A 24,653-nucleotide genomic window follows, 5' to 3' on the forward strand; every position below is an offset into this window, starting at 1 on the left:
CCTAACACGGGTGCCCAAAGGGACCTCAGCCATGAAGACAAGAGATATGAATCGGGATTGGATCGCCACCGCAGCCACCTTGAACAGCGCCCTGCCCTACCTGCAGCGCTATGACGGGGCCATCGTTGTTATCAAGCTGGGTGGACACGCCATGGGCAGCGACGAGGCGATGGAAAGCTTTGCGCGCGACGTTGTTCTGATGCGGCAAGTCGGTGTAAACCCCGTCATAGTGCATGGCGGCGGTCCTATGATCAACGCCATGCTGGGCAAGCTGGACATCCAGTCGGAATTTGTCGGCGGCAAGCGTGTGACCGACAAAGCCACTGTTGAGGTGGTCGAGATGGTTCTGTCCGGCCTTGTAAACAAGCGTATCGTACAGGCGATCAACGGTCAGGGCGGCTCGGCTGTGGGTTTGTCGGGCAAGGATGCAAACCTGATGATTTGCGATCAGACCGATCCATCGCTGGGATTTGTGGGCTCACCGTCCAAGATGAACCCAAAGGTTCTGCATGACCTGTTCTCACATGACGTGATCCCCGTGATTGCCCCGCTTGGTGCGGGCCAGAATGGTGAAACGTTCAACGTCAACGGCGATACCGCGGCTGGCGCGATTGCCTCGGCACTTAAAGCAGATCGCCTTCTGCTGCTCACTGATGTTTCAGGCGTCAAGAATGCCGCCGGAGAGGTCGTGACCGAACTGAAAGCCGGTCAGATCCGTGAGATGACGCTGGAAGGCACTATCGCGGGTGGAATGATCCCCAAAACAGAAACCGCGCTGGACGCACTTCATAGCGGTGTTCGGGCTGTGGTAATACTGGACGGGCGCGCGCCAAATGCGGTGTTACTCGAACTGTTTACGGAACACGGTGCCGGATCCCTGATCCGCCCGGATTAACGCCATAGTGATCTTCGACATCTTGCACCGGGCATTAACATGCCCGATGTTGAATGTATGGAGAACGAGCCCCTATTTCGTCTGAGCGTGTTTCTTGCTCTGTTTGTTGTGTTTGCGGCAGCAGAGACAATTGCGCCAAAACGCTTACGAACCTGTCCGCGAAAAAATCGGTGGCTAACCAATCTATCAATCACTGTTTTGAACACACTGATGCTCAGGACTATGGCGATTGGGTTGCCCTTATTGGCAGTTGGCGCTGCCATTGATGCCGGGAAAAATGGATTGGGCGTTTTTAATTGGCTCGCCTGGCCAGGGTGGGTTGAGCTTATTTTTTGTGTGCTGATTCTGGACTTTGCAATCTGGCTACAGCATCTGATTACCCACAAGGTGCCAATCCTTTGGCGGCTACATCGTGTGCATCACGCCGACCGAGACATGGACGTCACTACTGCAGTCCGCTTTCACCCTGTTGAAATCGCGTTGTCCATGATCCTGAAAATCGGGCTAATCTATCTGCTCGGCGCCAGCGCCCTGGCTGTGATCCTGTTCGAGATCCTTCTTAATGGCACAGCGTTGTTCAATCATTCAAACTTGAAGCTCCCCCTTGCCGTTGACGCTGTGGTACGTAGGGTTCTTGTGACACCCGATATGCATCGCGTACATCATTCGGTATTCCGAACAGAGCATGACAGCAATTATGGCTTTGCACTGTCTATCTGGGATCGGATGCTGGGGACTTACATCGCACAACCTCGGGACGGGCACGAACAAATGAGCGTGGGATTGGAATGGCAGGACGATCGACCAACAAAACTGGGCTGGAGCCTGGCTCTGCCGTTCCGCCGTCGATGACCTACACCAATGTCGAACGAGCAGCCACTCAGCTTGGGCTGATAGTTATGGGTGCACAACATCCGCGCGTGTCGGGAGCCAAACAATTGGGCGGCGGGACATTGATCCTGCTGGGGACGGCAGGAGCGTTCTGGCCAACTCTGACTGCATCGCCTGAGTGGAAGGATGGTCAACCCGATCCTGTAGACCGGTGGTCAAAGCGAGTTATTGGCGAACTGGCACAGGACCTGTCAGCCGCAGCACACTATCCATTTGGCGGCCCACCGTACGCGCCATTCATTGATTGGGCACTAAACTCCGGGCGCACGTTCAGCAGCCCAGTAGGGGCACTGGTGCACGATACTGTGGGAATGATGATTTCATTCCGTGGCGCTTTGCATTTCACTGGGGAATTTACGATCCCGCACAACTTACAGGAATCCCCATGTATTGAATGCCCCGCCCCTTGCGCAACCACCTGTCCAGTAGAAGCGCTGAATACGCACAGCTTCTACGATGTGGCCGCCTGCAAAGGATATCTGGGTACTGAATCTGGACAAGACTGCCTGAACGATGGGTGTATCGCGCGGCGCGCCTGCCCTGTCAGCGCAGGTGCCGAGCGTCAACCCGAACAGTCGGCGCATCACATGAACGCCTTTTTTCGATCATGACCCGAACTCTGATTCTGACCCGCCATGCGAAATCCAGTTGGCAAGATCCATTTGTCCAAGATCACGACCGGCCACTAAACAAACGCGGACGAAGGTCGGCTCCTGCGATCGGCCGCTGGTTACAAAGCAATGGTTGGCTACCAGATGAAGTCATCAGCTCAACAGCACAACGCACGCGGGAGACATGGAACCGGTTGGGGCTAAGCGCATCAAAGCTGTCCTTTACCCCCGGCCTCTACCTTGCCGGGCCCGATCAAATGTTTGAGGCGCTTTCGTCGGCTTCGGCAAAGACCGTGCTCATTCTAGGCCATAATCCCGGTATTGCAGAGTTTGCACATCGATTAGTACGCCAAGCCCCGAACCATCCGCGATTCTACGATTATCCGACTGGCGCAACGACAGTCATCCACTTTGAAGCACCAGATTGGGCTTCGGTTCGTTGGGGAAGTGGTGAAGTCCTTGGATTTAAAATCCCACGCGAATTGCTGGAATAATAAAAGGCGGGGTAAACCCCGCCTTTCTGATCTTCTGGTCTCGGTTCAATGACCCAGAATTTGGCTTAGGAACAGTTTGGTCCGCTCGCTCTGAGGGTTATTGAAGAACTCTTCCGGTTCGTTCTGTTCCACGATCTGGCCTGCGTCCATAAAGATCACACGGTTGGCAACCTGACGTGCAAAACCCATCTCGTGGGTCACACACAGCATGGTCATGCCTTCCTCGGCCAGTTCTATCATGGTGTCGAGCACTTCTTTGATCATCTCGGGGTCCAACGCCGATGTCGGTTCATCAAACAACATGATCCGCGGCATCATGCAGAGCGAGCGGGCAATCGCCACACGCTGCTGCTGACCACCCGAAAGCTGGCCGGGATATTTCAGCGCCTGATCCGGGATTTTCACCTTTTCCAGGAAATGCATCGCGCGTTCTTCTGCCTCTTTCTTGGGCGTTTTACGTACCCAGATCGGGGCCAGCGTGCAGTTTTCCAGAATGGTCAGATGCGGGAACAGGTTGAAGTGCTGGAACACCATGCCAACTTCGGACCGGATCTTGTCGATGTTCTTGAGGTCATTCGAAAGTTCCGTCCCATCCACGACAATCGTGCCTTGCTGGTGCTCTTCCAGCGCGTTCAGGCAGCGGATCAGGGTGGACTTACCCGACCCGGACGGCCCCGCGATCACGATCCGCTCGCCCTGATTGACGGTCAGATTGATATCGCGCAGTACGTGGAAGGATCCGTACCACTTGTTCATGTTGTTGATTTCGATGGCGACCTCGTCGCTCACCTGCATCTTGGTGCGGTCGATTTCGCGGTCAATTGCAAGTTCAGACATATGTTGAACTCCTTAATGATGATCCGTGGCAAGGCGACGCTCGAGCCACTGGGAATATTGAGAGATGCCGTAGCAGACGACGAAGAACAGAAGCGCGGCAAAGCCCAGAAGCTCCCAATAGACGCCGTTCCATTCGGTCGACGCCAGGATGGGACCCCGGATCATGCCCACCAGATCGAACATTGAGATGACCGAAACCAGTGTGGTGTCCTTGAACAGGCCCACGGCCACGTTCACGATACCGGGGATCGATATCTTCAATGCCTGCGGCAGGATGATAAGCCGCATCGCCTGCGGGTAATCCAAACCAAGACTGTCTGCTGCCTCGTACTGTCCACGTGGAAGCGCTGCCAGACCACCGCGGATCACCTCGGCAATATAGGCGGCCGAGAACATGGTGATCATGATCACAACGCGCAGGAACAGGTCGACCGTGCTGTCAGGCGGGAAGAAATACGACAGCATCACCGAAGCCACAAACAGCAGTGTGATCAGAGGCACACCACGGATGAATTCGATGAAGATGACGCAGACCCACTTGATCAGCGGCATGTTCGACTGACGGCCCAGCGCAAGTGCGATCCCTAACGGGACAGACAACGATACGCAGGCCAAGCCCAGCATCATGTTGAGCATGAAGCCACCTAGATCGCGGCTGGGAACAGCGGAAAGCCACGCCCCCTCGGACGCATCCTCTGGGATCAACGCACCGCCAAGCTTCCAGACGATCAAGGCAACGATAATGGCCCCGAAGAATCCAGCGGCAAAACTGTTCTTCCCGAGCTTCTGAAAGACAGCACCCGCAGCAACGCAGCCAAGTAGGGCGACAAAGGGTACCAAGATCGTGCCACCCCATATCAGCCAGAAGGCAATAAAGGGATAGAGGGCTGTAAAGATCAGGAGTTTGCGCGGTAGGTCGAAGAACAGGACCGGTGCAACCGCCGCTAGCATCAGTACGAATGCCAGATTAGGCCGCCAATACGCATCGGTAGGGTATTTGAACCCGTAGATAAGCTGAGGCCAGCGTTCGGTCAGAACCGCGAAACACGCACCTGTTTTACCGGCGAGAATCTCTCGGCATTCCGCAAGCGAGTTCGCGTTCCACACTCCATTCAGGATCCATGGCAACGTGTTCTTCAGAAGCACATAGATCAACATCAGCGACAGGACAGTCAGGATTGTATTGGTTGCGCCTGAGAAAAGATTCTCTCGCAACCACTTCACAATACCCGTCTGGTTCGCTGGTGGTGGCGACGGAGGAATGGTGCCATCGGCCACAAAGGCGATCGGGTTTGTTGTTTGATCAGCCATGGCTCAGCGCTCCTTCAACTTGACGGATGCGTTGTAGACGTTCATCACCATTGAGATCAGCAGCGAAGCGGTCAGATAGAACAGCATCAGCAACAGAACACACTCGATCGCACGACCGGTCTGGTTCAGCGTGATGCCACCCAACGTTGCAGTGATATCCGCATAGCCCACGGCAATCGCCAGCGACGAGTTCTTGGTGATGTTCAGATACTGCGAAATCAGCGGCGGGATGATCACCCGCAGCGCTTGCGGCAGGATCACCAGATTCATGATCCGCCCGGGGCGCAAACCCAGTGCAGCTGCAGCTTCGGTTTGACCTTTCGAGATCGCCTGAATACCCGCGCGAACGTTTTCCGCGATGAAGGCACCGGTATAAATCGACAAGGCAAACCACAAAGCGATCAGCGGGCCACCGATTTTGATACCACCGCTGAAGTTAAAGCCCTTCAGCTCGGGAATGTTCCAAGTCAGACCCATCACCGCCATCAGCAGCGCAAAAGGCACCAGCCAAACGGCCAGTTTCACAAGGCCGGTTTTCGGACGCTCACCAGTTTGTTCCTGCTTCAGCGTGGCGCGTTTTTCAATTTCGCGAGACGCAAACCAAGAACCGACCAAAAACACGATCACCACAACCCAATTCAAAATTGTGGCGCTGAACAAGCCATTGGCGAATTCCGGACGCGGGATATACACACCACGGTTGGTGAAAGCGAACAAGTCAAACAACATGCTGGATGTTGGGTTATCGCCGCGGAAGGCTCTGGGCCCTGGCAATACTGCCGTCATGATTGTGAAGATGATGATGATCCAGATCAGGACCGGGATGTTCCGGAAGATCTCGACATAGACGGCCATCAACTTTGACACGAGCCAGTTATTCGACAGGCGCAATACGCCCGCTATCACACCAAACACCGTGGCTGTAACACAGGCAAGAACAGCGACAAGCAGCGTATTGAGAATTCCAACAATAGCGGCGCGCCCATGCGAAGACTGGCTGTCATATTCAATCAAACGCTGGTTAATGTCGTACCCCGAAGGGTCGCCCAGAAATGTGTAGGAAATGTTGAGGCCGGCGGCCCTGAGGTTCTGGATCAGGTTGTTGCCAAGATACCAGATGGAAAGCGCAATAACGACGGCCGCAATCACCTGAAATGTCAGTGAGCGATAGCGGGTGTCGTTTATGAGCATAGACAACCGAAAGTCAGCTTTCGGTGGGTCAGTCATAGTTGACATATTTAGGAATCCCCGTGCTTTTCGAGCGCTTCATTGTCGGCGGGGTTCTCCCCACTCTTGAGCAACTCGTAGCATTCTGATGAGAAAAGGGCGCAGGTTGCCCTGCGCCCTTTCCAATGGATTTTAGCGGAACGGCGGCGAATACAGCAGGCCACCTTCGGTCCACTGTGCGTTCAGGCCGCGAGCCAGACCAATCGGAGTTTCTTCACCGATGTTCTTGGCGAAGACTTCGCCATAGTTACCACCAGCTTTAATCGCCTTGGCAGCCCAGTCAGCGTCCAGACCCAGCATTTCGCCCAGAGTACCTTCGGTACCCAGCAGACGGTTCACTTCGGGGTTGTCACCTGCGCCGGCGCTCAGCTCATCGATATTGGCCGAGGTCACGCCCAGCTCTTCAGCCGAAACCAGAGCGTTCAGAGTCCAGCGGACAACGTCGCCCCACTCGTGATCGCCGTGACGGACCAGCGGGCCCAGAGGCTCTTTCGAGATGATTTCGGGCAGCAGGACGTGGTCACCAGGGTTTTCGAACGTGGCGCGAGTAGCAGCCAGGCCCGATGCGTCGGTGGTGTAAACGTCACATGCGCCAGCTAGATACTGCTGCTGTGCTTCGGCGTTGGTTTCGATCGGAACCGGCTCATAGCTGATGTTGTTCGAGCGGAAGAAGTCCGCCAGGTTCAGCTCGGTTGTGGTGCCGGTCTGGATGCACACGGTTGCGCCGTCCAGTTCCTTGGCCGAGCTTACGCCCAGCGCTTTGGGAACCATAAAGCCCTGACCGTCGTAGTAGTTCACGCCGACGAATTCGAACTTCAGGTCTACGTCGCGGCTGAATGTCCAAGTGGTGTTACGAGCCAGCATGTCGATCTCACCCGAAGCCAGCGCGGTAAAGCGAGTCTTGCCGGTGGTCGGAACAAATTCAACAGCGCTTGCATCGCCCAGTACAGCGGCTGCAACAGCACGGCACAGTGAGACGTCAAAGCCCTGCCATTCGCCATTCGCGTCGGGTGCAGCAAAGCCGACCAGACCGGTGGTCACACCGCAGTTCAGCTTGCCGCGTGCTTTGACATCGTCAACAGTTCCCGCCGCAGCTGCGCCAGCAGCCAGGCCGGCAATGGTTGCCATGCCCAAGATTACGGATTTTTTCATTTTTACCTCTTCCTGATTTTCCATCCCTTTATGGGACGGTTCGATCCAGCACTATACGCGCCAGAAAGGTTACCCAAAAGGTGTCTCCCCTTTAGTGGCCCGAGTTTGGGCGTATTCATCAACAAACGTCAAGGGCTGGATCAGGGAAAACGATTGATCAATTTGGGCAAAAAGGGGCCCAAAATCACGATTTGAGCTCAAAAAGTCTCAGATCGAGATGTCGTAGAAACGCTTGGCATGCAAAAACGCTGCTTTTTTTACTTCGGCTGCAGCGTTTGCCTCGTCATCATGACCCCACTGTTCGATCTGCCACAGCTCATCCAATCGGGAAATATACCAGATCTCATCTGGCGCTCGCCAATCCAAAGCCGCAGCAAATCCAAGAATCAATGATCCGGACAGACTGACAAGATCGTGAAACGCCGCCAATTGAAAGGCATTGAGCGCGTGTACCCGGTTGCGCAACGTTTGCAGCGTTTCTGTGTCTTGCGGTTGATGCACCACGCCCACGCGCGAAATTAAACGTGCGCCCAGCGCGTCGGCAGCCCAATCCAAAGCAGGGTCCCAATCGTTTGCCTGCCGGTTTTGCAAAGCCTCGGGGTGAGTCGCCCGATAGCACAACAAATCCGAATCGCCATAATCTGCTAGCATATCAGCAACCTCACCATGCTGATGCTGCACCTTGTCGATCGCCGCGTTGGCCGAACGGGTGAAAGGCATCGTGGTGGGATCGACCTCTTTTTCCTGCGCATCCCATTCATCGGCAATGGCCTGCGCCATGGCATGCGTGGGAAGAACCAGCGCTGCTTTTACCGGCGTCTTGACACGACGACCATCCAGCTCAACCGTGTAACCGTTGTCGATCTCAACGACCGCGCCTGAGGTCCAGAAGCGTTTTGGTTTCCAGTCGCTCATATTTTTCAGTCCCAGATGTTGGCCAGTGTAATTGGCAATTCTTCGAAGCTCTCGATCACGTATTGGGCAGTGCCTAGGGCTAATCGATCATGGTATCCCCAGCTTACTCCGATCCCAGCGACCTGCGCGGCAGCAGCCATTTCCATGTCAAAACTGGTATCGCCCACCATGGCCGAATGAGCGGCCCCCACGCCGGTTTCGGCCAGCGCCGTTTCGATCATCGATGGATGCGGTTTTGAGGGGTGATGATCGGCCACCTGCCGAGTGATGAAATATTGCTCCAACCCATGCGCCTCTAACAGCGCATCCAGTCCGCGCTTGGATTTTCCGGTCGCAACCCCCAGCAGCACCTCGGGCATTTCATGGAGTGCCTGAATTACTTCCCGAGCGCCTGGATAAAGCGGCGAGCTGGCTGCGCCCTGCTCTAACCGTTGCGCGTGATAGGCCTGTTTGTAGCCATCAACCAGCGCGTTCTGCGCCAGATCGGACTGATCCGGCGCAAGACGTGCCATCGCATGAGGCAGAGACAAGCCAACGATGGATAGGATTGCGTTTCGGCGCGGCACTGGCAAAGACTGTGCCTGAAAGCTGGCAGTCATCGCCGAAACGATGGCGCCCTGACTGTCGACAAGCGTGCCATCCACGTCGAACAGAACCAACCGTAAGGGCGCACTCATCGCAGCTGCTCGAATGGATCGTCGGATGCCAGATCCTCGGTCCAGCCGAGCGTATCCCAACTGTGCTTCATGTGGTCTGGCAATGGGGCTGTAATCGTGATGGGTTTTCGTGTTTCCGGATGCTCAAATGACAGACTGCGGGCGTGCAGGTGAAGTTTCTTGCTGATGATGCCGCCCAGCTGAGCCCCCCAACCATCGCCGAGGTTTTCCTGCCCCGAGCCACCGTATTTTCCATCTCCGATGATAGGGTGGCCGATCGCTGCCATATGCGCACGCAGTTGATGTGTCCGGCCGGTTACCGGCTCCATTGCAACCCATGCGGCCCGGCCCGCCACACGGTAGAGCGTGGCATAGAGCGTATGCGCGCGTTTTGCGCCAGGCGTATCGTTCACTTCGCTCGGATGAACAGCGATCATCTTCTCGCCTTCGCCCTGTTTGCCATGCCCCGGAGCCTTGACCAGACCGGTCTTGATCTCACCCAGATATGGCGTCGGCACCCCTGCAACGAGCGCCCAATAAATCTTTTGGGTGTTGCGATGCCGGAACGCTGCGGTCAGCCCCTTGGCGGCTTCGCGCGTGCGGGCCATCAACAGCACCCCAGATGTGTCCTTATCCAACCGATGCACAAGGCGCGGGTTCTCATCGTACCCAAAGCGCAACGCTTCTGACAGGCTGTCCACATGGCGCGTCTGACCGCTTCCGCCCTGCACCGGCAGCCCATGTGGTTTGTTCAGCGCCAGCACGTGATCGTCCTTATAGATCACGCAAGACTGGATCATCTTTGCGTCGGCGTCCGAGACACGGTGCTTTACGACTGCTGGCTTATGGTCCGCATCCGGTAGCGGGGGCACACGCACGGACTGCCCGACCTCCAATCGAGTCGCGGCTTTGACCCGCCCGCCATCAACGCGCAGCTCACCCTTGCGACACATCTTCTCGATCCGGCCTTGGCTGACATGGGGAAACAGCCGGCGCAGCCAACGATCCAACCGCTGTTCGCCATCGCCCTCAGCTACGGTGATCACCTGTACGCCGCTCATGCCATTGCCCCTTTTTCCGCGCGGCTGATCCGCCCGGATTGTGCTTGTTTCAGTGCCTTAGAAATCATGCGCGTCTGTCGCGCGCATCGGGTGCAGAGTCAAGCCTAGCCCGGATTGCGCTGCGTTCTCAGTTTGGCAAAGTACTCCAACCGTTTTTTTAGTTCTCGCTCAAAACCGCGCTCGACCGGCTGATAGAGAACCGGGCGCTTCATATCATCCGGGAAATAGTTCTGACCCGAGAACCCATCTTCGGCATCGTGGTCATAGGCGTAACCTGCCCCATATCCCTGATCCTTCATCAGCGATGTCGGTGCGTTAAGAATATGTTTGGGCGGCGGTTCACTGCCCGATTGTTTTGCCAACCGCATCGCTGCCTTGTACCCCACATAAGCCCCGTTCGATTTTGGAGCGAGCGCCAGATACACCAACGCTTGTGCCAGTGCCAATTCGCCCTCGGGCGAGCCCAGCCGTTCGTAGGTTTCCCAGCTATGAAGACAGATTGATTGCGCCTGCGGATCGGCCAGCCCGATATCCTCGACCGCCATCCGCGTGATCCGGCGTGCCAGATAGCGCGGGTCTTCACCCCCTGTCAGCATCCGCGCGAACCAATAGAGCGCCGCGTCGGGATCCGAGCCGCGCACCGATTTGTGCAGGGCCGAAATAAGGTTGTAGTGCTCGTCCCCTGATTTATCGTATTTCGCTGCCCGTCGCATCAGACGCGTCGACAGCGCATCAGGATCCAGAGCGGTTTCCACGGTCCAGGCGGCAACCTGTTCGATCAGGTTCAACAGCGCGCGCCCGTCGCCATCCGCCATTTCCTGCAGCGCTTCGCGCGCCGAAGGGGTTAGGGGCAAGGCACGGTCCAGCTCTTTCTCGGCCCGTTGGGTCAAGCGTTCAAGATCAGCGAGGCTGAGACGTTCCAGCACCAGCACCTGAGATCGGCTGAGCACCGCTGCGTTCAATTCGAAGGACGGGTTTTCGGTGGTCGCGCCGACCAGAAGGATCGTGCCGTCTTCCATATGCGGCAGAAACCCGTCCTGTTGGGCTTTGTTGAAGCGATGGATTTCGTCAACGAACAGCAAAGTGCCCTGCCCGTTCTGACGGCGGATCTTGGCGGCTTCGAACACCTTCTTCAGATCCGGAACACCGGTAAAGATAGCACTGATCTGTACGAAATGCAGATCAGTTTCCTGCGCGAGCAACCGGGCAATTGTCGTCTTACCTACGCCCGGAGGCCCCCAAAAGATCAGGCTCGACAGGCTTCCAGAAGCCAGCATCACTCCCAACGGAGCATCCTGGCCCAACACTTGTTCCTGCCCGATCACCTCGGATAAGGATTGCGGACGCAACCGATCTGCTAGCGGTCTGTGCGGCGAAGCCGTGGGTTCGCTCGACCCTGTATCAAACAGATCATTCACGGATCACATCCGGAACCGCAATGAGATTGTCCGCCCACCGCGTTCAATTTGAACCTGAACCCGGCGACCCGGGTCGGTCAGAACCTGAACAACATCTTCTGGCACGTCAATCTTGCCGCCGTTTATAACCTCAAGCACATCCCCTGCACGCAAGCCCGCCCGCGCGCCGTATTGTCCGGGATCGACGACAACAACACCTGTTTGAGACAGCTTCAATCCGAGGCGCACAATGACCGCCGGATTGACCCCGGAGACTATAAGCCCCGGCAGCGCGGTATCCTCGCCCAAAATCGTCTCGTTCGCGGCAGGCGTTTCGGGCGCTCGGATCAATGCAACTTCGATATCAGCACGCTCCTCACCCCGTAGCCGTGTCAGCACGGATTTGCCGCCCACCCCGGCAACCACCATGCGAAACTTCATCTCGGCTGGAGAATTCACCTCATCCCCATCCACATGCGTGACTACATCGCCTACCCGCAAGCCCGCTTCGGCCAGCGGACTAAGCGCATGAAGGTCCGACACCACAACGCCCATCGGGATGACCAATCCTAAAGACTCGGCAATATCCGCGCTCATGTGCTGACCGGCCATACCGGCCCAAGGGCTGACGAAGCTTTCATTCCCTGCCCGCGCCTGACGTAGAAATTCCGCCACCAAATTCGCCGGAATTGCAAATCCAATACCGTTTGACCCTCCCGACCGGGTCAGAATCGAAGTATTGATGCCGATCAAATCCCCATTCACATCGATCAGTGCACCACCGGAATTACCGGGATTGATCGCCGCATCGGTTTGGATGAAATATCCACGTGCATTACCGGTGGCTGTACCGGTCCGCGCCAATCCCGAGATTATCCCTGAAGACACAGTTTGCCCTACCCCAAACGGGTTCCCGATCGCAAGAGCCAGTTCACCTACTTCTACATGATCGGAGTCGCGCAGATGCAGAAAAGGTAGCTCGCCCGCCTCCTCCAACCGCAGGATGGCAATATCGCTTTCCTTATCGCCCAGCACAACCTTGGCCGAATACTCACGACGGTCCGTGGTCACCACCCGTATCTCTGTGGCTGTCCCAACCACGTGATAATTGGACACGACATAGCCGTCTTCCGACAAAACGACGCCCGATCCGAGCGAGTTCTGAATACGTTGACGGGGCTCCCCAAACCCCCGACCAAAGAAGTCCTGAAAGAACGGGTCTGAGAACAGCGAATTGGTTCGACCTTCCCGTATGATCTTGGCATAGATATTTACCACTGCCGGGGCAGCTTTCCGAACTACCGGGGCAAAACCCAGTCCAATCTCGGCCTGTGATTGGGGCACTCGCGTTTCAGCTGAGGCAGTCGCAGCCACCACCATCAGGCTTATCACTAGAATACTGCGGATCATGTGACCTCCAATCAGGAATGATCGAAGATATGCGAAGCCCGCGCCATGAATGCAAGAGCCGATGAACTGTGCGACCGCGACTAGCTTAGTCGACACACTGCAGGCATAGGCGTGGCCGACAATTCCCGTATCTGAACCTCAAAACAGAAAAACCTCCGCACGGTTGCCCGAGCGGAGGTTTATTTCCGACCAAATGGTCAGAATTTATTATTCGTCTGCAGCCTCTTCAGCAGCAACGCGGGCTTTGTCAGCCGCGCCTTTAGCGTCGACGTCACGATCAACGAATTCGATGATCGCCATCGGAGCCATGTCGCCATAGCGGAAACCCGCTTTCAAGATGCGGACATAACCGCCCTGACGTTCGGCATAGCGGGGGCCAAGAACCTCGAACAGCTTTGCGACGTCTTTGTCTTCTTTCAGCTGCGAAGCGGCCTGACGACGGGCGTGAAGATCACCGCGCTTGCCCAGAGTGACCAGCTTTTCGATGATCGGGCGCAGTTCTTTTGCCTTCGGCAGAGTTGTTTTGATTTGCTCATGCTCGATGAGCGAGCCAGCCATGTTTGCAAACAGAGCCTTGCGGTGCTCATGAGTACGGTTCAGGCGGCGATAACCACGTGCGTGACGCATTTTCTAGTTCCTTCTTTCGCGTTTTGCTTTGTCTGGCCGGCGATGCGTGTCACCGGCTCTCCTTGGGGCGGAAGTGCCCATATGGTCCCCGGCAGCCCGGGCATTTGTGAAGACGCGCTTAGAACGCGTCTTCAAATTTCTTGGCCAGATCTTCGATGTTGTCGGGCGGCCAGTCCTCGACATCCATGCCGAGGTGCAGACCCATACCGGACAGCACTTCCTTGATCTCGTTCAGCGACTTGCGGCCGAAGTTCGGAGTGCGCAGCATCTCGGCTTCGGTCTTCTGGATCAGATCGCCGATGTAAACGATGTTGTCGTTCTTCAGGCAGTTTGCCGAACGGACCGACAGTTCCAGCTCGTCCACTTTCTTCAGCAGCAGCGGGTTGAACTCCAGACCATCGTCTTCGTCCTGGCGGCCAGCCGATTCCGGCTCGTCGAAGTTGACGAAGATTGACAGCTGATCCTGCAGAATGCGAGCGGCAAATGCCAGCGCGTCTTCCGGCGTGATCGAACCGTCGGTGTCGATTTTCAGGGTCAGCTTGTCATAGTCCAGAACCTGACCTTCACGGGTCGGCTGAACATCATAGGCAACCTTTTTGACCGGCGAATAGATCGCGTCGATCGGGATCAGGCCGATGGGCGCGTCTTCGGGTTTGTTCTTCTCAGCCGAGACGTAACCTTTGCCGGTGTTGACGGTCAGTTCCATGAACAGGTCCGCGCCATCGTCCAGGTGGCAGATGACGTGATCGCGGTTCAGAACCTCGATGCCAGCGCTTTCGCTGATGTCGCCAGCGGTGACAACTGCGGGGCCTTTGGCATTGATCGACAGGCGCTTGGGCCCTTCGACTTCCATGCGCAGTGAAACGCCTTTGAGGTTCAGGATGATGTCGGTGACGTCTTCACGTACGCCCGCGACCGAGGAGAACTCGTGCAGGACGTTATCGATCTGAACGCTGGTGATGGCCGCGCCTTGCAGCGAGCTCATCAGAACGCGACGCAGCGCGTTACCCAGAGTCAGACCAAAGCCACGCTCCAGCGGCTCGGCAACCAGGGTTGCCTGACGTGCCGGATCGTTGCCCGGCTTGCCGTCAAGCTGGGTCGGCTTGATCAATTCTGCCCAATTCTTATGGATCATGTAATCCCTCCATTCCTGTCCGCGCCCCATGACCAACAAGGTGCAGACGCCCGAGGTTCAAAATGACGTGCTGGGGCCGTGCAAAACACGTGCCCCAGCCTAATTCAAAATCGCTTAGACGCGACGACGCTTCGGCGGACGGCAGCCGTTGTGAGCGATCGGTGTCACGTCGCGGATCGACGTAATGTTGAAGCCCACCGCTGCCAGCGCGCGCAGAGCCGATTCACGGCCCGAACCGGGGCCCTGAACTTCGACTTCCAGCGTCTTGACGCCATGGTCCTGCGCCTTTTTGCCTGCGTCTTCTGCAGCCATCTGAGCGGCGTAGGGTGTCGATTTCCGCGATCCTTTGAAGCCCATGGTACCGGCAGACGACCACGAAATGGCGTTGCCCTGTACGTCCGAGATCAGGATCTTGGTGTTGTTGAAGGTCGAGTTCACATGGGCAACGCCCGATGCGATGTTCTTGCGCTCTTTGCGCTTGATGCGAGTCTTATCGCGTGCCATCGGTCAGACCCTCCCTTATTTCTTCTTACCGGCAATGGCCTTTGCGGGGCCTTTGCGAGTACGAGCATTGGTGTGGGTACGCTGACCGCGAACCGGCAGGTTGCGGCGGTGACGCAGACCGCGATAGCAGCCCAGGTCCATCAGACGCTTGACGTTCATCTGAACTTCACGACGCAGGTCACCTTCAACGGTGAAGTTCGCATCGATGTGCTCGCGGATGGCCAGAACTTCGGCGTCGGACAGTTCGTTGACGCGACGGTGCGCTTCAATGCCTACGGCTTCGCAGATCGCTTTGGCCGAGGTGTTTCCGATACCGGTGATATATGTGAGGGCGATTGGTACCCGCTTTGCAGTCGGGATGTTTACGCCGGCAATACGTGCCACGTGTCACTTTCCTTTTTGTTGCGGTTCCGTAACTCCGGAACCTTTTTTCACAACACTTGACCGTGGCAGTGACGCCAGAGGGTCCAGTATTATTCGAGGTGGTCGGGGCATTGGGGACGAATCCCCCATGCGATCTTGATTCCCCTTAGGGATGGGGGTCGATATGGGCTTTTGGCGGTGCCGTCAAGCCCATATTAATATCAGCCAAGAACCGCCTCAATAGAAGCGGTGACTTCCTTGATATCCGCCAGCCCATTCACCGGGCGCAGATCGCCTTTGGCGTAGTAATAGCCAATCAGCGGAGAGGTCTTCTTGTAGTATTCCATCAAGCGCGTGCGCAGGCTGTCTTCGTTGTCGTCGGCACGACGGACGAAGTCATTTTCCTTGCCGCAATTGGTGCATTTGCCATCCGCAGGAATCGGCTTGGTGTTGTCGTTGTAGACCTCACCACATCCGCCACAGGTTGACCGCGCCGTGATCCGGTCCACCAGCGCGTCATCGTCCACGCGCATCTCGATCACCGTATGCAGCGACTGGCCCAGCTTGGTCAGCAGAGCCGACAGCGCATCGGCCTGTGCCAGCGTCCGAGGGAAGCCGTCAAAGATGAAACCGGCACCTTTTTCGGTGGTCAGTTTCTCTTCGATCAGGCCGATCACGATCTCGTCGGTGACCAGCTTGCCCGAGTCCATGATCGCAGCAACCTTCTGGCCCATTTCCGTGCCCGAGGTTTTGGCCTCGCGCAGCATGTCTCCGGTGCTCAGCTGCACCATACCGCGGGTTTCAACCAGGTGACGCGCCTGCGTTCCTTTGCCTGCCCCCGGGGGGCCGAGAAGAATGATGTTCATCGACGAGCAGCTCCCTTTCTGCCGCGTTTCTTGCCTTTGCCGCGCAGTTGGGACTTTTCAATCAGCCCTTCGTATTGATGCGCCAGCAGGTGGCTCTGGACCTGTTGGATGGTGTCCATGGTCACAGAGACGATAATCAGAACCGAGGTGCCGCCGAAATAGAACGGGATGGCAAACTGGCCCCGCAGAATTTCAGGCAACAGACAGACCGCCGCCAGATAGGCCGAACCCAGCACCAGCACGCGGTTGACCACATATTCCAGATACTCAGAGGTTTTCTTGCCCGGACGGATACCCGGTACAAAACCGTTCTGCTTTTTCAGGTTGTCCGCCACATCGTCCGGCTTGAACGACACGTTGAACGTGTAGAAATAGGCGAAGAACACGATCATCGACGCGAAGAACAGCAGGTACAGCGGCTGACCTGGACCGAAGTTCGCCAGCAGCCACGACATGACCGGGCCATTTGTGGCGCCCGACGAGAAAGTCGAGATCGTCACCGGGAGCAGCAGCAGCGAGCTTGCAAAGATCGCCGGGATCACACCCGCCGGGTTCACTTTGACTGGCAGATGGCTGGAGCCGCCTTCATAGACTTTCATACCGGCCTGACGGCGCGGGTATTGGATGTGGATCTTGCGCAGGGCCCGCTCCATGAACACCACGAATGTGATCACGGCGATGACCATGATGATTACACCAACGATCACGGCAGGGCTGATCGCGCCGCTGCGGCCACTGGCAAAGAACTGCGCAAGAGCAGCCGGAACCTCGGCGATAATGCCGACGAAGATGATCAGAGAGATACCATTGCCGATGCCGCGTGCAGTGATCTGCTCACCCAGCCACATCAGGAACATGGTACCGCCGACCAGAGTGATCATGGTCGACATACGGAAGAACAGGCCCGGATCAGTGGCCAGATCACCCGATTCCAGCGAAACGGCCAGACCATAAGCCTGAACGGTGGCCAGAGCCACGGTGCCGAAACGGGTGTACTGGTTGATCTTCTTGCGGCCCTGCTCACCCTCTTTCTTGAGTTGCTCAAGCGCGGGAACCATCGATGTCAGCAGCTGTACGATGATCGAGGCCGAAATGTAGGGCATGATGCCGAGGGCAAAGATACCCATCCGCCCCAGCGCCCCGCCGGTGAACATCGAAATCATGCCGCCGATGCCCTGCCCCGCCTGCTCCATGAACTCGCGCAGGGCTGCACCGTCAATGCCAGGCACCGGAATGAAGGTGCCCAGGCGATAGACGATCAGCAATGCAAGCGTGAACAGGATGCGGTTGCGCAGATCGGTGGCTTTACCAAGGGCAGCCCAGCTTGTGTTGGCTGCCATTTGTTCTGCTGCTGATACCATAAATCGGTCTCTCTTATGAAAACACCGCCCGGAACCGTTTTCCGGCTCGGGCGGCGTCTTGGAAAACTCTGTGGTCTATGTAAGCGGGTCTTGACCCGCTCACAAGCGCTTACTCTGCCGCAGCCGCTTTTGTGACCGTAAGTGAACCGCCCGCTTTTTCAACCGCCTCAACAGCAGCTTTCGAAGCACCGGTTACTTCCAGGTTCACTTTGGCGCTGATCTCGCCTTTGGCCAGAACGCGGACACCGTCCAGCTTGCGACGAACCAGACCGGATGCAACCAGCGCGTCCTCGGTGATCGCAGCTTTGGCGTCCAGCTTGCCGGCGTCGACGAATTTCTGGATCAGGCCCAGATTGATAACGGCGAATTCCTTGCGGTTCGGCTTGTTGAAGCCACGCTTGGGCAGGCGCTGGTACAGCGGCATCTGGCCGCCTTCGTAGCCATTGATGGCCACACCCGAACGGGATTTCTGGCCTTTGATACCACGGCCACCCATTTTACCTTTGCCGGAACCGGGACCACGGCCGACGCGGGTGCGTTTCGGTGCGGCGCCTGGGTTGTCGCGCAATTCGTGCAGTTTCATATCGCTTCTCCTTAGCCGGATGTGACCCCCGAAGCGTGATGGGCCAACCACGGCATTTCTTGGTTTTGATTCTCGTGGATGGAAATCCACCGGAGCGCTCTACAGCGTTGCACGCTCAGTTGCAAGTATTGTTCAATCACATCCCCAATACCAAAAGAGGCGCCATATTGGCGCCTCTTCAACGGTGAGTGGTTGGGGTGTTACCCGCAGTAGGCATGCTCGCGCGCGATATCCGCGATATCGCAGCGACGAATACCGATATCATCCAGTTCGCGGTTGGTCAGACGCTGAAGCTCGGTATAGGTGCGGTTGTATTCCATCGCTCGGGCGCGGTTTTCTTTTACGCGCTCGATAAAATTAGCAATTCGGGCGCTCAGGTTGAAGCCGCCATGTGTCAGTGTAGCTGTATGTGCCATATCATTATTCCTTTCGAATGTCGGGGCGTATTCCCCGATGTCACTTGATTTGTTCCTTCATTGGACAAGGGTGAGATAGGCGCAGGCGTTTCCGCTAACAACGCGTGTTTTGGTCTAGCCGGTATGCGATAGAGTAATGGCAATGCGGGTATCGTACCTGTTGTTGCAACTGAACCAAATCGCCCATGCAGAGTAGACTAGTCATTCATCGCACTGTCTTGGATATTGTCTAATCTGTTTGTGTTAACTGCCTAATATCAACCGCATGACGCCGAATATCTCACGCTACGCGGTCAACAGAGCGCCCGATTTCAACAGCGATACTCTCTCAATTTGGCAGTTCGGACAATTGCCAACATAATGTCTGCACGATGCTCACGCGTTTCGACGACAAGGAGGTCTGGAATGGTCCTCAAGAATTTTGCAGCGCCGCTAAAGCAGTTTGACCCATTTCGATGGATTGGAGAAGCAGTCAGCCGGATTGCGCTTCCAATTCGCATCAAGCTTCCCTTTGCTTTTTTGGTAATCGTGGGCCTGATGGTTTCGCTGGCCCTCACGGGTGTTTCAGAATTGCGCCAGGCCAACAAAAGGGCGTCTGACTTGGTAGATGATCAAATCAGGGTCAACACATTGCGTTCGATTGGACGCAGCATCCAAGCCGTCAGACTCGCAGGTGCGGAACTGTTTCTAAACCACGGTGACAGCGAAAAGAACAAAAGTCTCGCGAGTAGGTTCAATGACGAAGTTTTCTTGCTTCGTGCTGCCGCAGATCAAACCGGAATCGATACCAGAGCCACATTTTTTGTTACGCCAGAATACGAGCAAGAATATTACGCGAAAGACAGAGATATCCAACCAGTTGCGTCGCAATTGCGTAACCTGTTCGCCGAAGGCGATATCAAAGGAGCCCGAGCTGTCTATGATACGGACTTCCTACAAACTTTGGATGCATTTGACCGTATCGTTTCCAAGATTTCATTTAATCTGGGGCAAGAAATGCGCGCGCGGGCCAAAGAGAACGCCGACGCGTTCGAACGCGCACGGCGCTTGGTACTTGGTGCATCTTGCTTTGCTGTTGCTCTTGCTTTGGTTCTGGGCCTTTCAATTTCGGCTTCTATCACAAGTTCTCTGGACCGGATAAAGCTGGCGCTGAGTCAACTCGCCGTTGGAGACTTCAATACACGCATCAATATAGCTAACCGTGATGAATTTGGTGAACTTGCAGCGCACGCAAATCAGACAAGTATTAAATTGGGAGAGCTTTACGAGGCTGTAGAACATCAGAAGGCCGAGCTTGCTGACCTGAATTCTGCGCCGGAAAGCAAAGTGCAAAGGCAAGTAGAAGAAATCGACCGAGCAAATCGATTGCGGCGTTTTTTACCAGCCCAAGTGGCCGAGATGATTGTTGCCGCACCGGATGAACTCGAGATATTGCGCACGCAACGCGCTGAGATCACCGTGCTGTTTATCGACCTTCGAGGGTTTAGCGCCTTCGCCAATGCCGCCACGCCTGATCAGGTCATCGAAGCGCTCAACGCGTTTCATGGCGCTTGCGGCCCGCTGATTGAAGCGAGCGGCGGAACGCTGGAACGCTTTCTGGGGGATGGTCTAATGGTGTTGTTCGGAGCACCCGTTGCGATGGAAACCCCGGCGCAAAAAGCGGTTGCTCTGGCATTGGATCTGCGCTCGGCCGTCAAAAAGGCGATAGTTCCATTTGAGGCCGGTTCGGATGCACATCATCTTGGGGTCGGCATCGGGATTGGCACCGGTGCGGCGACTTTGGGTCAAATCGGGTTTGAAGGTCGGCGCGACTATTCTGCTATCGGCCCCGCGCCCAATCTGGCTGCGAGGCTTTGCGAACAAGCTGCAGAAGATCAGATTCTGATTTCGCACGCGACTGCATGGCAGATCGACTACGAATTACAACCGGCAGGGCCATTTGACCTAAAAGGCATTGGTAATAACATTGCTGCCTTTGAATTGGACGCTCTGGTGAGCGAGCAACAGTAGAACTCATAATGGGCATGTTTCTTCGGGTGCGAATTGGCCAAAGATTCCAGTGGTTTCCACCACAAGAAAAACGCCCCCGACTATGCCGAGGGCGTTTCCATTTCTTCAAAGAGCTCGCGCTTAGCCGCGCTCTTCGATGATCTCAACCAGATGCGGGATCTTGTTGACCATGCCGCGGACCGAAGGAGTGTCCTCCAGCTCACGGGTTTTGTGCATCTTGTTCAGGCCCAAGCCGATCAGGGTTGCGCGCTGTTCGGCGGGGCGGCGGATCGGGGAGCCGATCTGCTTGACGACGATGGTTTTTGCCATGGGTCGCTCTCCTTATGCTTCTGCTTCAGCAGCAGCCGGTGCTTCGTCCCGCTTGGGCAGGATGTCGGCAACCTTTTTGCCACGACGTGCGGCAACCGAACGCGGGCTCTGCTCTTTCTGCAGGCCGTTGATGGTGGCGCGGATCATGTTGTACGGGTTCTGCGAGCCCAGCGACTTGGACACAACGTCCTTAACGCCCAGCATTTCGAACACGGCACGCATCGGACCACCGGCGATGATACCGGTACCTTCAGGTGCGGTGCGCATAACCACTTTACCGGCGCCGTGACGGCCCTCGATGTCGTGGTGCAGGGTACGACCTTCGCGCAGTTGCACGCGGATCATCTGACGCTTGGCTTGCTCAGTCGCCTTGCGGATGGCCTCGGGTACTTCTTTCGCTTTACCTTTGCCAAAGCCGACGCGGCCTTTCTGATCGCCGACAACCACCAGAGCGGCGAAGCCAAAGCGCTTACCACCTTTTACGGTTTTCGACACGCGGTTGATTGCGACCAGGCGATCTGCAAATTCCGGTGCTTCTTCACGGTCGCGGCCACGGCCCCGACGGTTTTCACGTTCTGCCATTTGGCATCCCTTTTCTCATGTGGCGCTCTCGGCGCCGTTTTCTTCAATCCAAGTGAGCCCCGACTGTTGCCGAGGCCCCCGGATCATCGGGGCGGATCGAAACCCGCCCGCAGGTCTTAGATCTTCAGACCACCTTCACGCGCGGCGTCGGCAACTGCCTTCACCTTGCCGTGAAACAGGAAGCCACCACGATCGAAATAGGCCTCTTCGACGCCTACCTTCTTGGCACGCTCGGCGATGGCCGCGCCCACTTTGGTGGCCGCTTCGACGTTGTTCTTGCCAACAACACCCAGGTCTTTTTCCAGGGTCGAGGCAGATGCCAGGGTCACGCCACGTACGTCGTCGATCAGTTGAACAGAGATGTTCTTGTTCGAACGGTGTACGGACAGACGCGGACGACCCGCGTTGACCTTGCGAAGTTTGTTCCGAACGCGCAGGCGGCGCTTCAGAAACAGGGTTCTTTTGCTGTTTGCCATTGTTTGCGTCCTTACTTCTTCTTGCCTTCCTTGCGGAAGATGAACTCGCCCTTGTAGCGGATGCCCTTGCCTTTGTACGGCTCGGGACGGCGCCATTCGCGGATTTTCGCCGCGACTTCGCCCACCTGCTGCTGGTCGATACCTTCCACAACGATCTCGGTCTGCTTCGGCGCGGTGATGGTGACACCTTCCGGAGCAGTGAAATCAACATCGTGGCTGTAACCCAGGTTCAGCTTCAGGGTGTTGCCCTGCATCTGAGCCCGGTAACCAACACCCTGGATCTCCAGCTCTTTTTTGAAGCCGTTTGTCACGCCTTCAACAAGATTGGCAACCATAGTGCGGCTCATGCCCCACTGTTGGCGCGCGCGCTTGGACATCCCACGAGGGTTGATCTGCACAAAGTTGTCTTCGACCGACAGCGTTACGTCATCGGTTGCGGTGAAGCTACGGGTGCCTTTCGGACCTTTCACTTCGATGGTCTGACCTGACACAGAGGCGGAAACGCCGCTGGGCAGCTCGACCGGTTTTTTACCAATACGAGACATTGCAGACCTCCTTAGAAGACGGTGCAGAGCACTTCGCCGCCAACATTGTTGGAGCGAGCGTTTGCGTCCGACATCACACCTTTCGGAGTGCTGACAATCGACACGCCCAGACCCTGACGGACCTGCGGGATGTCATTGACGCCCATGTACACGCGACGGCCGGGTTTTGAGACCCGCTTCAGTTCGCGAATAACAGGGGTGCCTTCGTAGTATTTCAGGCTGATTTCGATGGCCGGATGACCGTTTTCACCGGTCGTCGCTTCGTAGCCACGGATGTAACCTTCGTCCGCCAGCACGTCCAGAACCCAACCGCGCAGCTTGGAAGCTGGGGTGGAAACGGTGGACTTGCCGCGCATTTGCGCGTTGCGGATACGGGTGAGCATATCGCCGATAGGATCATTCATATCTATGTCTCCCTTACCAGCTCGATTTCACCATGCCGGGGATCTGACCAGCAGAACCCAGCTCGCGCAGCGCGATACGGCTGACCTTCAGCTTACGGTAGTAAGCGTGAGGACGACCGGTCAGCTGACAACGGTTGTGCAGACGGGTAGCCGAGCTGTTGCGCGGCAGTTTCGCCAGTTTCAGACGCGCTTTGAAGCGCTCTTCCATCGGCTTGCTCTCGTCATTCGCGATTTCTTTCAGCTCGGCACGCTTTGCGGCATATTTGGCCACCAGGCGTTCGCGCTTCTTCTCGCGTTCGATCATTGCTTTTTTAGCCATGTCTCAATCCTCCCGGCGCTTACGCGTTGAACGGCATGTTGAATGCTTTCAACAATGCCTTTGCTTCAGCGTCGGTTTTCGCTGTGGTGGCAATTACGATATCCAGGCCCCAGACCTCGTCGACCTTGTCGAAGTCGATTTCCGGGAACACGATGTGCTCTTTCATGCCCATGGCAAAGTTGCCACGACCATCGAAAGACGGCTTCACACCGCGGAAGTCACGAACGCGAGGCATCGCGATGGTGATCAGACGATCCAGGAATTCGTACATCCGGTCGCCGCGCAGGGTCACTTTCGCACCCAGCGGCATGTCTTCACGGACGCGGAATCCCGCGATCGACTTCTTCGCCTTGGTTGCAACGGCCTTCTGGCCAGCAATCGCAGTCAGATCCTCGACAGCAGCTTTCGCTTTTTTCGAATCTTTGACAGCCTCAGCACCACAACCGATGTTCAGAACGATTTTTTCCAACTTGGGCAGCTGCATGTCGTTCTTGTAGCCGAACTCTTCTTTCAGAGCGGCACGGATGGTTTCGGCGTACTGAGCTTTCAGACGCGGGGTGTAGGTTGCGGTATCAAGCATCGATCACGTCCCCTGTGGTCTTGGCGAAGCGGACCTTCTTGTCACCTTCCATGCGGAAGCCAACGCGGGTTGCTTTGCCGTTCTTGTCCAGCAGAGCCAGGTTCGACAGCTCGATCGGGTTTGCCTGAGGCAGGCGGCCACCCTGGCTGTTCTGGGTCTGGCGGGTGTGGCGGATGGCGATGTTGATGCCATCGACAACAGCTTTACCGGCTTTGGGGTCAACCGAGGAAATGGTTCCCTCTTTGCCCTTGTCCTTGCCGGCCAGTACGACGACCTTGTCGCCTTTGCGGAGTTTAGCAGCCATGATTACAGCACCTCCGGAGCCAGCGAGATGATTTTCATGAAGTTCTTGCCGCGCAGTTCGCGAACAACGGGGCCAAAGATACGGGTACCGACGGGCTCGTTGTTGTTGTTCAGGATGACGGCGGCGTTGCGATCGAAACGGATCGCGGTGCCGTCTTCGCGACGGACTTCTTTGGCGGTGCGTACGACGACGGCCTTGCGGACGTCCCCTTTCTTTACGCGGCCGCGCGGGATGGCTTCCTTCACCGAGACGACAATGATGTCGCCGACGGAGGCGTATTTACGCTTGGAACCACCCAGGACCTTGATGCACTGAACTCGGCGTGCGCCGGAGTTGTCAGCGACATCCAGATTGGTCTGCATCTGGATCATGTGGTTTCTCCCGACCTGTGGGGGCTGGTCTCGTTAAATCC

General features: G+C 56.4%; 31 protein-coding genes. 5 read left to right on the top strand and 26 right to left on the bottom strand.

Annotated elements, in window-relative coordinates:
* The first annotated feature begins 31 nt into the window (after positions 1-31).
* From argB to ACR0IU_RS18450, 4 genes are read left to right on the top strand one after another with little or no spacing between them, the layout of a single operon-like run.
* Entirely contained in the window at positions 32-895 is an 864-nt protein-coding gene (argB, locus tag ACR0IU_RS18435; protein WP_480717274.1) for an acetylglutamate kinase, read from the top strand.
* A gap of 57 nt (positions 896-952) precedes the next feature.
* Positions 953-1,747 carry a sterol desaturase family protein gene (locus ACR0IU_RS18440; RefSeq protein ID WP_480652358.1) on the top strand — a complete coding sequence of 265 codons (795 nt, stop codon included), beginning with the start codon at positions 953-955 and terminating at the stop codon, positions 1,745-1,747.
* Positions 1,684-2,397 (top strand): ferredoxin, encoded by a 714-nt coding sequence (locus ACR0IU_RS18445; protein WP_480717275.1) that lies wholly within the window; start codon positions 1,684-1,686, stop codon positions 2,395-2,397. Before ACR0IU_RS18440 ends, ACR0IU_RS18445 begins: the two co-directional genes overlap by 64 nt.
* Positions 2,394-2,891 carry a SixA phosphatase family protein gene (locus ACR0IU_RS18450; protein ID WP_480717276.1) on the top strand — a complete coding sequence of 166 codons (498 nt, stop codon included), beginning with the start codon at positions 2,394-2,396 and terminating at the stop codon, positions 2,889-2,891. The genes ACR0IU_RS18445 and ACR0IU_RS18450 overlap by 4 nt, the downstream gene beginning before the upstream one ends.
* Before the next feature lie 45 nt (positions 2,892-2,936).
* On the opposite strand, the gene ACR0IU_RS18455 is transcribed toward ACR0IU_RS18450, so the two are convergent.
* From ACR0IU_RS18455 to ACR0IU_RS18535, 17 genes are all read right to left on the bottom strand, one after another.
* Positions 2,937-3,728 carry an amino acid ABC transporter ATP-binding protein gene (locus ACR0IU_RS18455; RefSeq protein ID WP_029621560.1) on the bottom strand — a complete coding sequence of 264 codons (792 nt, stop codon included), beginning with the start codon at positions 3,726-3,728 and terminating at the stop codon, positions 2,937-2,939.
* Between the two features lie 12 nt (positions 3,729-3,740).
* Positions 3,741-5,039 carry an amino acid ABC transporter permease gene (locus ACR0IU_RS18460; RefSeq protein ID WP_170544300.1) on the bottom strand — a complete coding sequence of 433 codons (1,299 nt, stop codon included), beginning with the start codon at positions 5,037-5,039 and terminating at the stop codon, positions 3,741-3,743.
* Positions 5,040-5,042: 3 nt separating this feature from the next.
* Entirely contained in the window at positions 5,043-6,275 is a 1,233-nt protein-coding gene (locus tag ACR0IU_RS18465) for an amino acid ABC transporter permease (RefSeq protein ID WP_170478212.1), read from the bottom strand.
* Between the two features lie 123 nt (positions 6,276-6,398).
* The gene (locus ACR0IU_RS18470; RefSeq protein WP_010437135.1) at positions 6,399-7,418 is read right to left on the bottom strand and encodes an amino acid ABC transporter substrate-binding protein; all 1,020 of its coding nucleotides are present in this window, start codon (positions 7,416-7,418) and stop codon (positions 6,399-6,401) included.
* Between the two features lie 207 nt (positions 7,419-7,625).
* Positions 7,626-8,333 carry an ATP12 family chaperone protein gene (locus ACR0IU_RS18475; RefSeq protein ID WP_480717277.1) on the bottom strand — a complete coding sequence of 236 codons (708 nt, stop codon included), beginning with the start codon at positions 8,331-8,333 and terminating at the stop codon, positions 7,626-7,628.
* A gap of 5 nt (positions 8,334-8,338) precedes the next feature.
* The gene (locus ACR0IU_RS18480) at positions 8,339-9,010 is read right to left on the bottom strand and encodes an HAD-IA family hydrolase (RefSeq protein ID WP_480717278.1); all 672 of its coding nucleotides are present in this window, start codon (positions 9,008-9,010) and stop codon (positions 8,339-8,341) included.
* On the bottom strand, positions 9,007-10,050 hold the full coding sequence (locus ACR0IU_RS18485; RefSeq protein ID WP_170478221.1) for an RluA family pseudouridine synthase: 1,044 nt from the start codon (positions 10,048-10,050) through the stop codon (positions 9,007-9,009). The genes ACR0IU_RS18480 and ACR0IU_RS18485 overlap by 4 nt, the downstream gene beginning before the upstream one ends.
* A gap of 104 nt (positions 10,051-10,154) precedes the next feature.
* Positions 10,155-11,468 carry a replication-associated recombination protein A gene (locus tag ACR0IU_RS18490; RefSeq protein WP_480717279.1) on the bottom strand — a complete coding sequence of 438 codons (1,314 nt, stop codon included), beginning with the start codon at positions 11,466-11,468 and terminating at the stop codon, positions 10,155-10,157.
* A gap of 3 nt (positions 11,469-11,471) precedes the next feature.
* Positions 11,472-12,857, bottom strand: coding sequence for a trypsin-like peptidase domain-containing protein (locus ACR0IU_RS18495; protein ID WP_480610256.1), 1,386 nt, complete (start codon positions 12,855-12,857; stop codon positions 11,472-11,474).
* 207 nt (positions 12,858-13,064) lie between these two features.
* Entirely contained in the window at positions 13,065-13,484 is a 420-nt protein-coding gene (gene rplQ, locus ACR0IU_RS18500; protein ID WP_010437128.1) for a 50S ribosomal protein L17, read from the bottom strand.
* A gap of 118 nt (positions 13,485-13,602) precedes the next feature.
* Entirely contained in the window at positions 13,603-14,619 is a 1,017-nt protein-coding gene (locus ACR0IU_RS18505) for a DNA-directed RNA polymerase subunit alpha (protein WP_010437127.1), read from the bottom strand.
* Positions 14,620-14,733: 114 nt separating this feature from the next.
* Positions 14,734-15,123, bottom strand: a complete 390-nt coding sequence (rpsK, locus tag ACR0IU_RS18510) for a 30S ribosomal protein S11 (RefSeq protein ID WP_010437126.1) — start codon at positions 15,121-15,123, stop codon at positions 14,734-14,736.
* Positions 15,124-15,138: 15 nt separating this feature from the next.
* Complete coding sequence (gene rpsM, locus ACR0IU_RS18515) at positions 15,139-15,507, bottom strand: 30S ribosomal protein S13 (protein WP_008757392.1); 369 nt, start codon at positions 15,505-15,507, stop codon at positions 15,139-15,141.
* Positions 15,508-15,707: 200 nt separating this feature from the next.
* Positions 15,708-16,352, bottom strand: a complete 645-nt coding sequence (locus ACR0IU_RS18520) for an adenylate kinase (protein WP_170781602.1) — start codon at positions 16,350-16,352, stop codon at positions 15,708-15,710.
* Positions 16,349-17,713: a preprotein translocase subunit SecY gene (gene secY, locus ACR0IU_RS18525; RefSeq protein WP_010437121.1), complete on the bottom strand. Its 1,365-nt coding sequence runs from the start codon at positions 17,711-17,713 to the stop codon at positions 16,349-16,351. The genes ACR0IU_RS18520 and secY overlap by 4 nt, the downstream gene beginning before the upstream one ends.
* A gap of 109 nt (positions 17,714-17,822) precedes the next feature.
* Positions 17,823-18,296 carry a 50S ribosomal protein L15 gene (rplO, locus tag ACR0IU_RS18530; RefSeq protein ID WP_010437119.1) on the bottom strand — a complete coding sequence of 158 codons (474 nt, stop codon included), beginning with the start codon at positions 18,294-18,296 and terminating at the stop codon, positions 17,823-17,825.
* Positions 18,297-18,496: 200 nt separating this feature from the next.
* A complete protein-coding gene (locus ACR0IU_RS18535; protein ID WP_480652377.1) occupies positions 18,497-18,712 on the bottom strand; it encodes a DUF1127 domain-containing protein in 216 nt (71 codons plus the stop codon).
* 405 nt (positions 18,713-19,117) lie between these two features.
* Here ACR0IU_RS18535 and ACR0IU_RS18540 point away from each other — a divergent pair, with 405 nt between their 5' ends.
* Positions 19,118-20,722: an adenylate/guanylate cyclase domain-containing protein gene (locus ACR0IU_RS18540; RefSeq protein WP_480717280.1), complete on the top strand. Its 1,605-nt coding sequence runs from the start codon at positions 19,118-19,120 to the stop codon at positions 20,720-20,722.
* A 120-nt stretch (positions 20,723-20,842) separates the two neighbouring features.
* Here the strand turns inward: ACR0IU_RS18540 and rpmD are convergent, their stop codons facing one another.
* From rpmD to rplN, 9 genes are all read right to left on the bottom strand, one after another.
* On the bottom strand, positions 20,843-21,031 hold the full coding sequence (gene rpmD / locus ACR0IU_RS18545) for a 50S ribosomal protein L30 (protein ID WP_008757946.1): 189 nt from the start codon (positions 21,029-21,031) through the stop codon (positions 20,843-20,845).
* A gap of 12 nt (positions 21,032-21,043) precedes the next feature.
* The gene (gene rpsE / locus ACR0IU_RS18550; RefSeq protein ID WP_155148691.1) at positions 21,044-21,613 is read right to left on the bottom strand and encodes a 30S ribosomal protein S5; all 570 of its coding nucleotides are present in this window, start codon (positions 21,611-21,613) and stop codon (positions 21,044-21,046) included.
* 116 nt (positions 21,614-21,729) lie between these two features.
* Positions 21,730-22,089, bottom strand: coding sequence for a 50S ribosomal protein L18 (rplR, locus tag ACR0IU_RS18555; protein WP_480717281.1), 360 nt, complete (start codon positions 22,087-22,089; stop codon positions 21,730-21,732).
* 11 nt (positions 22,090-22,100) lie between these two features.
* Positions 22,101-22,634 carry a 50S ribosomal protein L6 gene (gene rplF / locus ACR0IU_RS18560; protein ID WP_480717282.1) on the bottom strand — a complete coding sequence of 178 codons (534 nt, stop codon included), beginning with the start codon at positions 22,632-22,634 and terminating at the stop codon, positions 22,101-22,103.
* Between the two features lie 11 nt (positions 22,635-22,645).
* The gene (rpsH, locus tag ACR0IU_RS18565) at positions 22,646-23,038 is read right to left on the bottom strand and encodes a 30S ribosomal protein S8 (protein ID WP_010437099.1); all 393 of its coding nucleotides are present in this window, start codon (positions 23,036-23,038) and stop codon (positions 22,646-22,648) included.
* A gap of 13 nt (positions 23,039-23,051) precedes the next feature.
* On the bottom strand, positions 23,052-23,357 hold the full coding sequence (rpsN, locus tag ACR0IU_RS18570) for a 30S ribosomal protein S14 (protein WP_010437098.1): 306 nt from the start codon (positions 23,355-23,357) through the stop codon (positions 23,052-23,054).
* A 19-nt stretch (positions 23,358-23,376) separates the two neighbouring features.
* Positions 23,377-23,937, bottom strand: a complete 561-nt coding sequence (gene rplE / locus ACR0IU_RS18575; RefSeq protein WP_170544316.1) for a 50S ribosomal protein L5 — start codon at positions 23,935-23,937, stop codon at positions 23,377-23,379.
* Positions 23,930-24,241 carry a 50S ribosomal protein L24 gene (rplX, locus tag ACR0IU_RS18580; RefSeq protein WP_155148683.1) on the bottom strand — a complete coding sequence of 104 codons (312 nt, stop codon included), beginning with the start codon at positions 24,239-24,241 and terminating at the stop codon, positions 23,930-23,932. The genes rplE and rplX overlap by 8 nt, the downstream gene beginning before the upstream one ends.
* Positions 24,242-24,243: 2 nt before the next feature.
* Positions 24,244-24,612 carry a 50S ribosomal protein L14 gene (gene rplN, locus ACR0IU_RS18585; RefSeq protein ID WP_008757934.1) on the bottom strand — a complete coding sequence of 123 codons (369 nt, stop codon included), beginning with the start codon at positions 24,610-24,612 and terminating at the stop codon, positions 24,244-24,246.
* Positions 24,613-24,653 lie beyond the last annotated feature (41 nt).

This window comes from Ruegeria sp. CL5 (genome assembly GCF_056536485.1).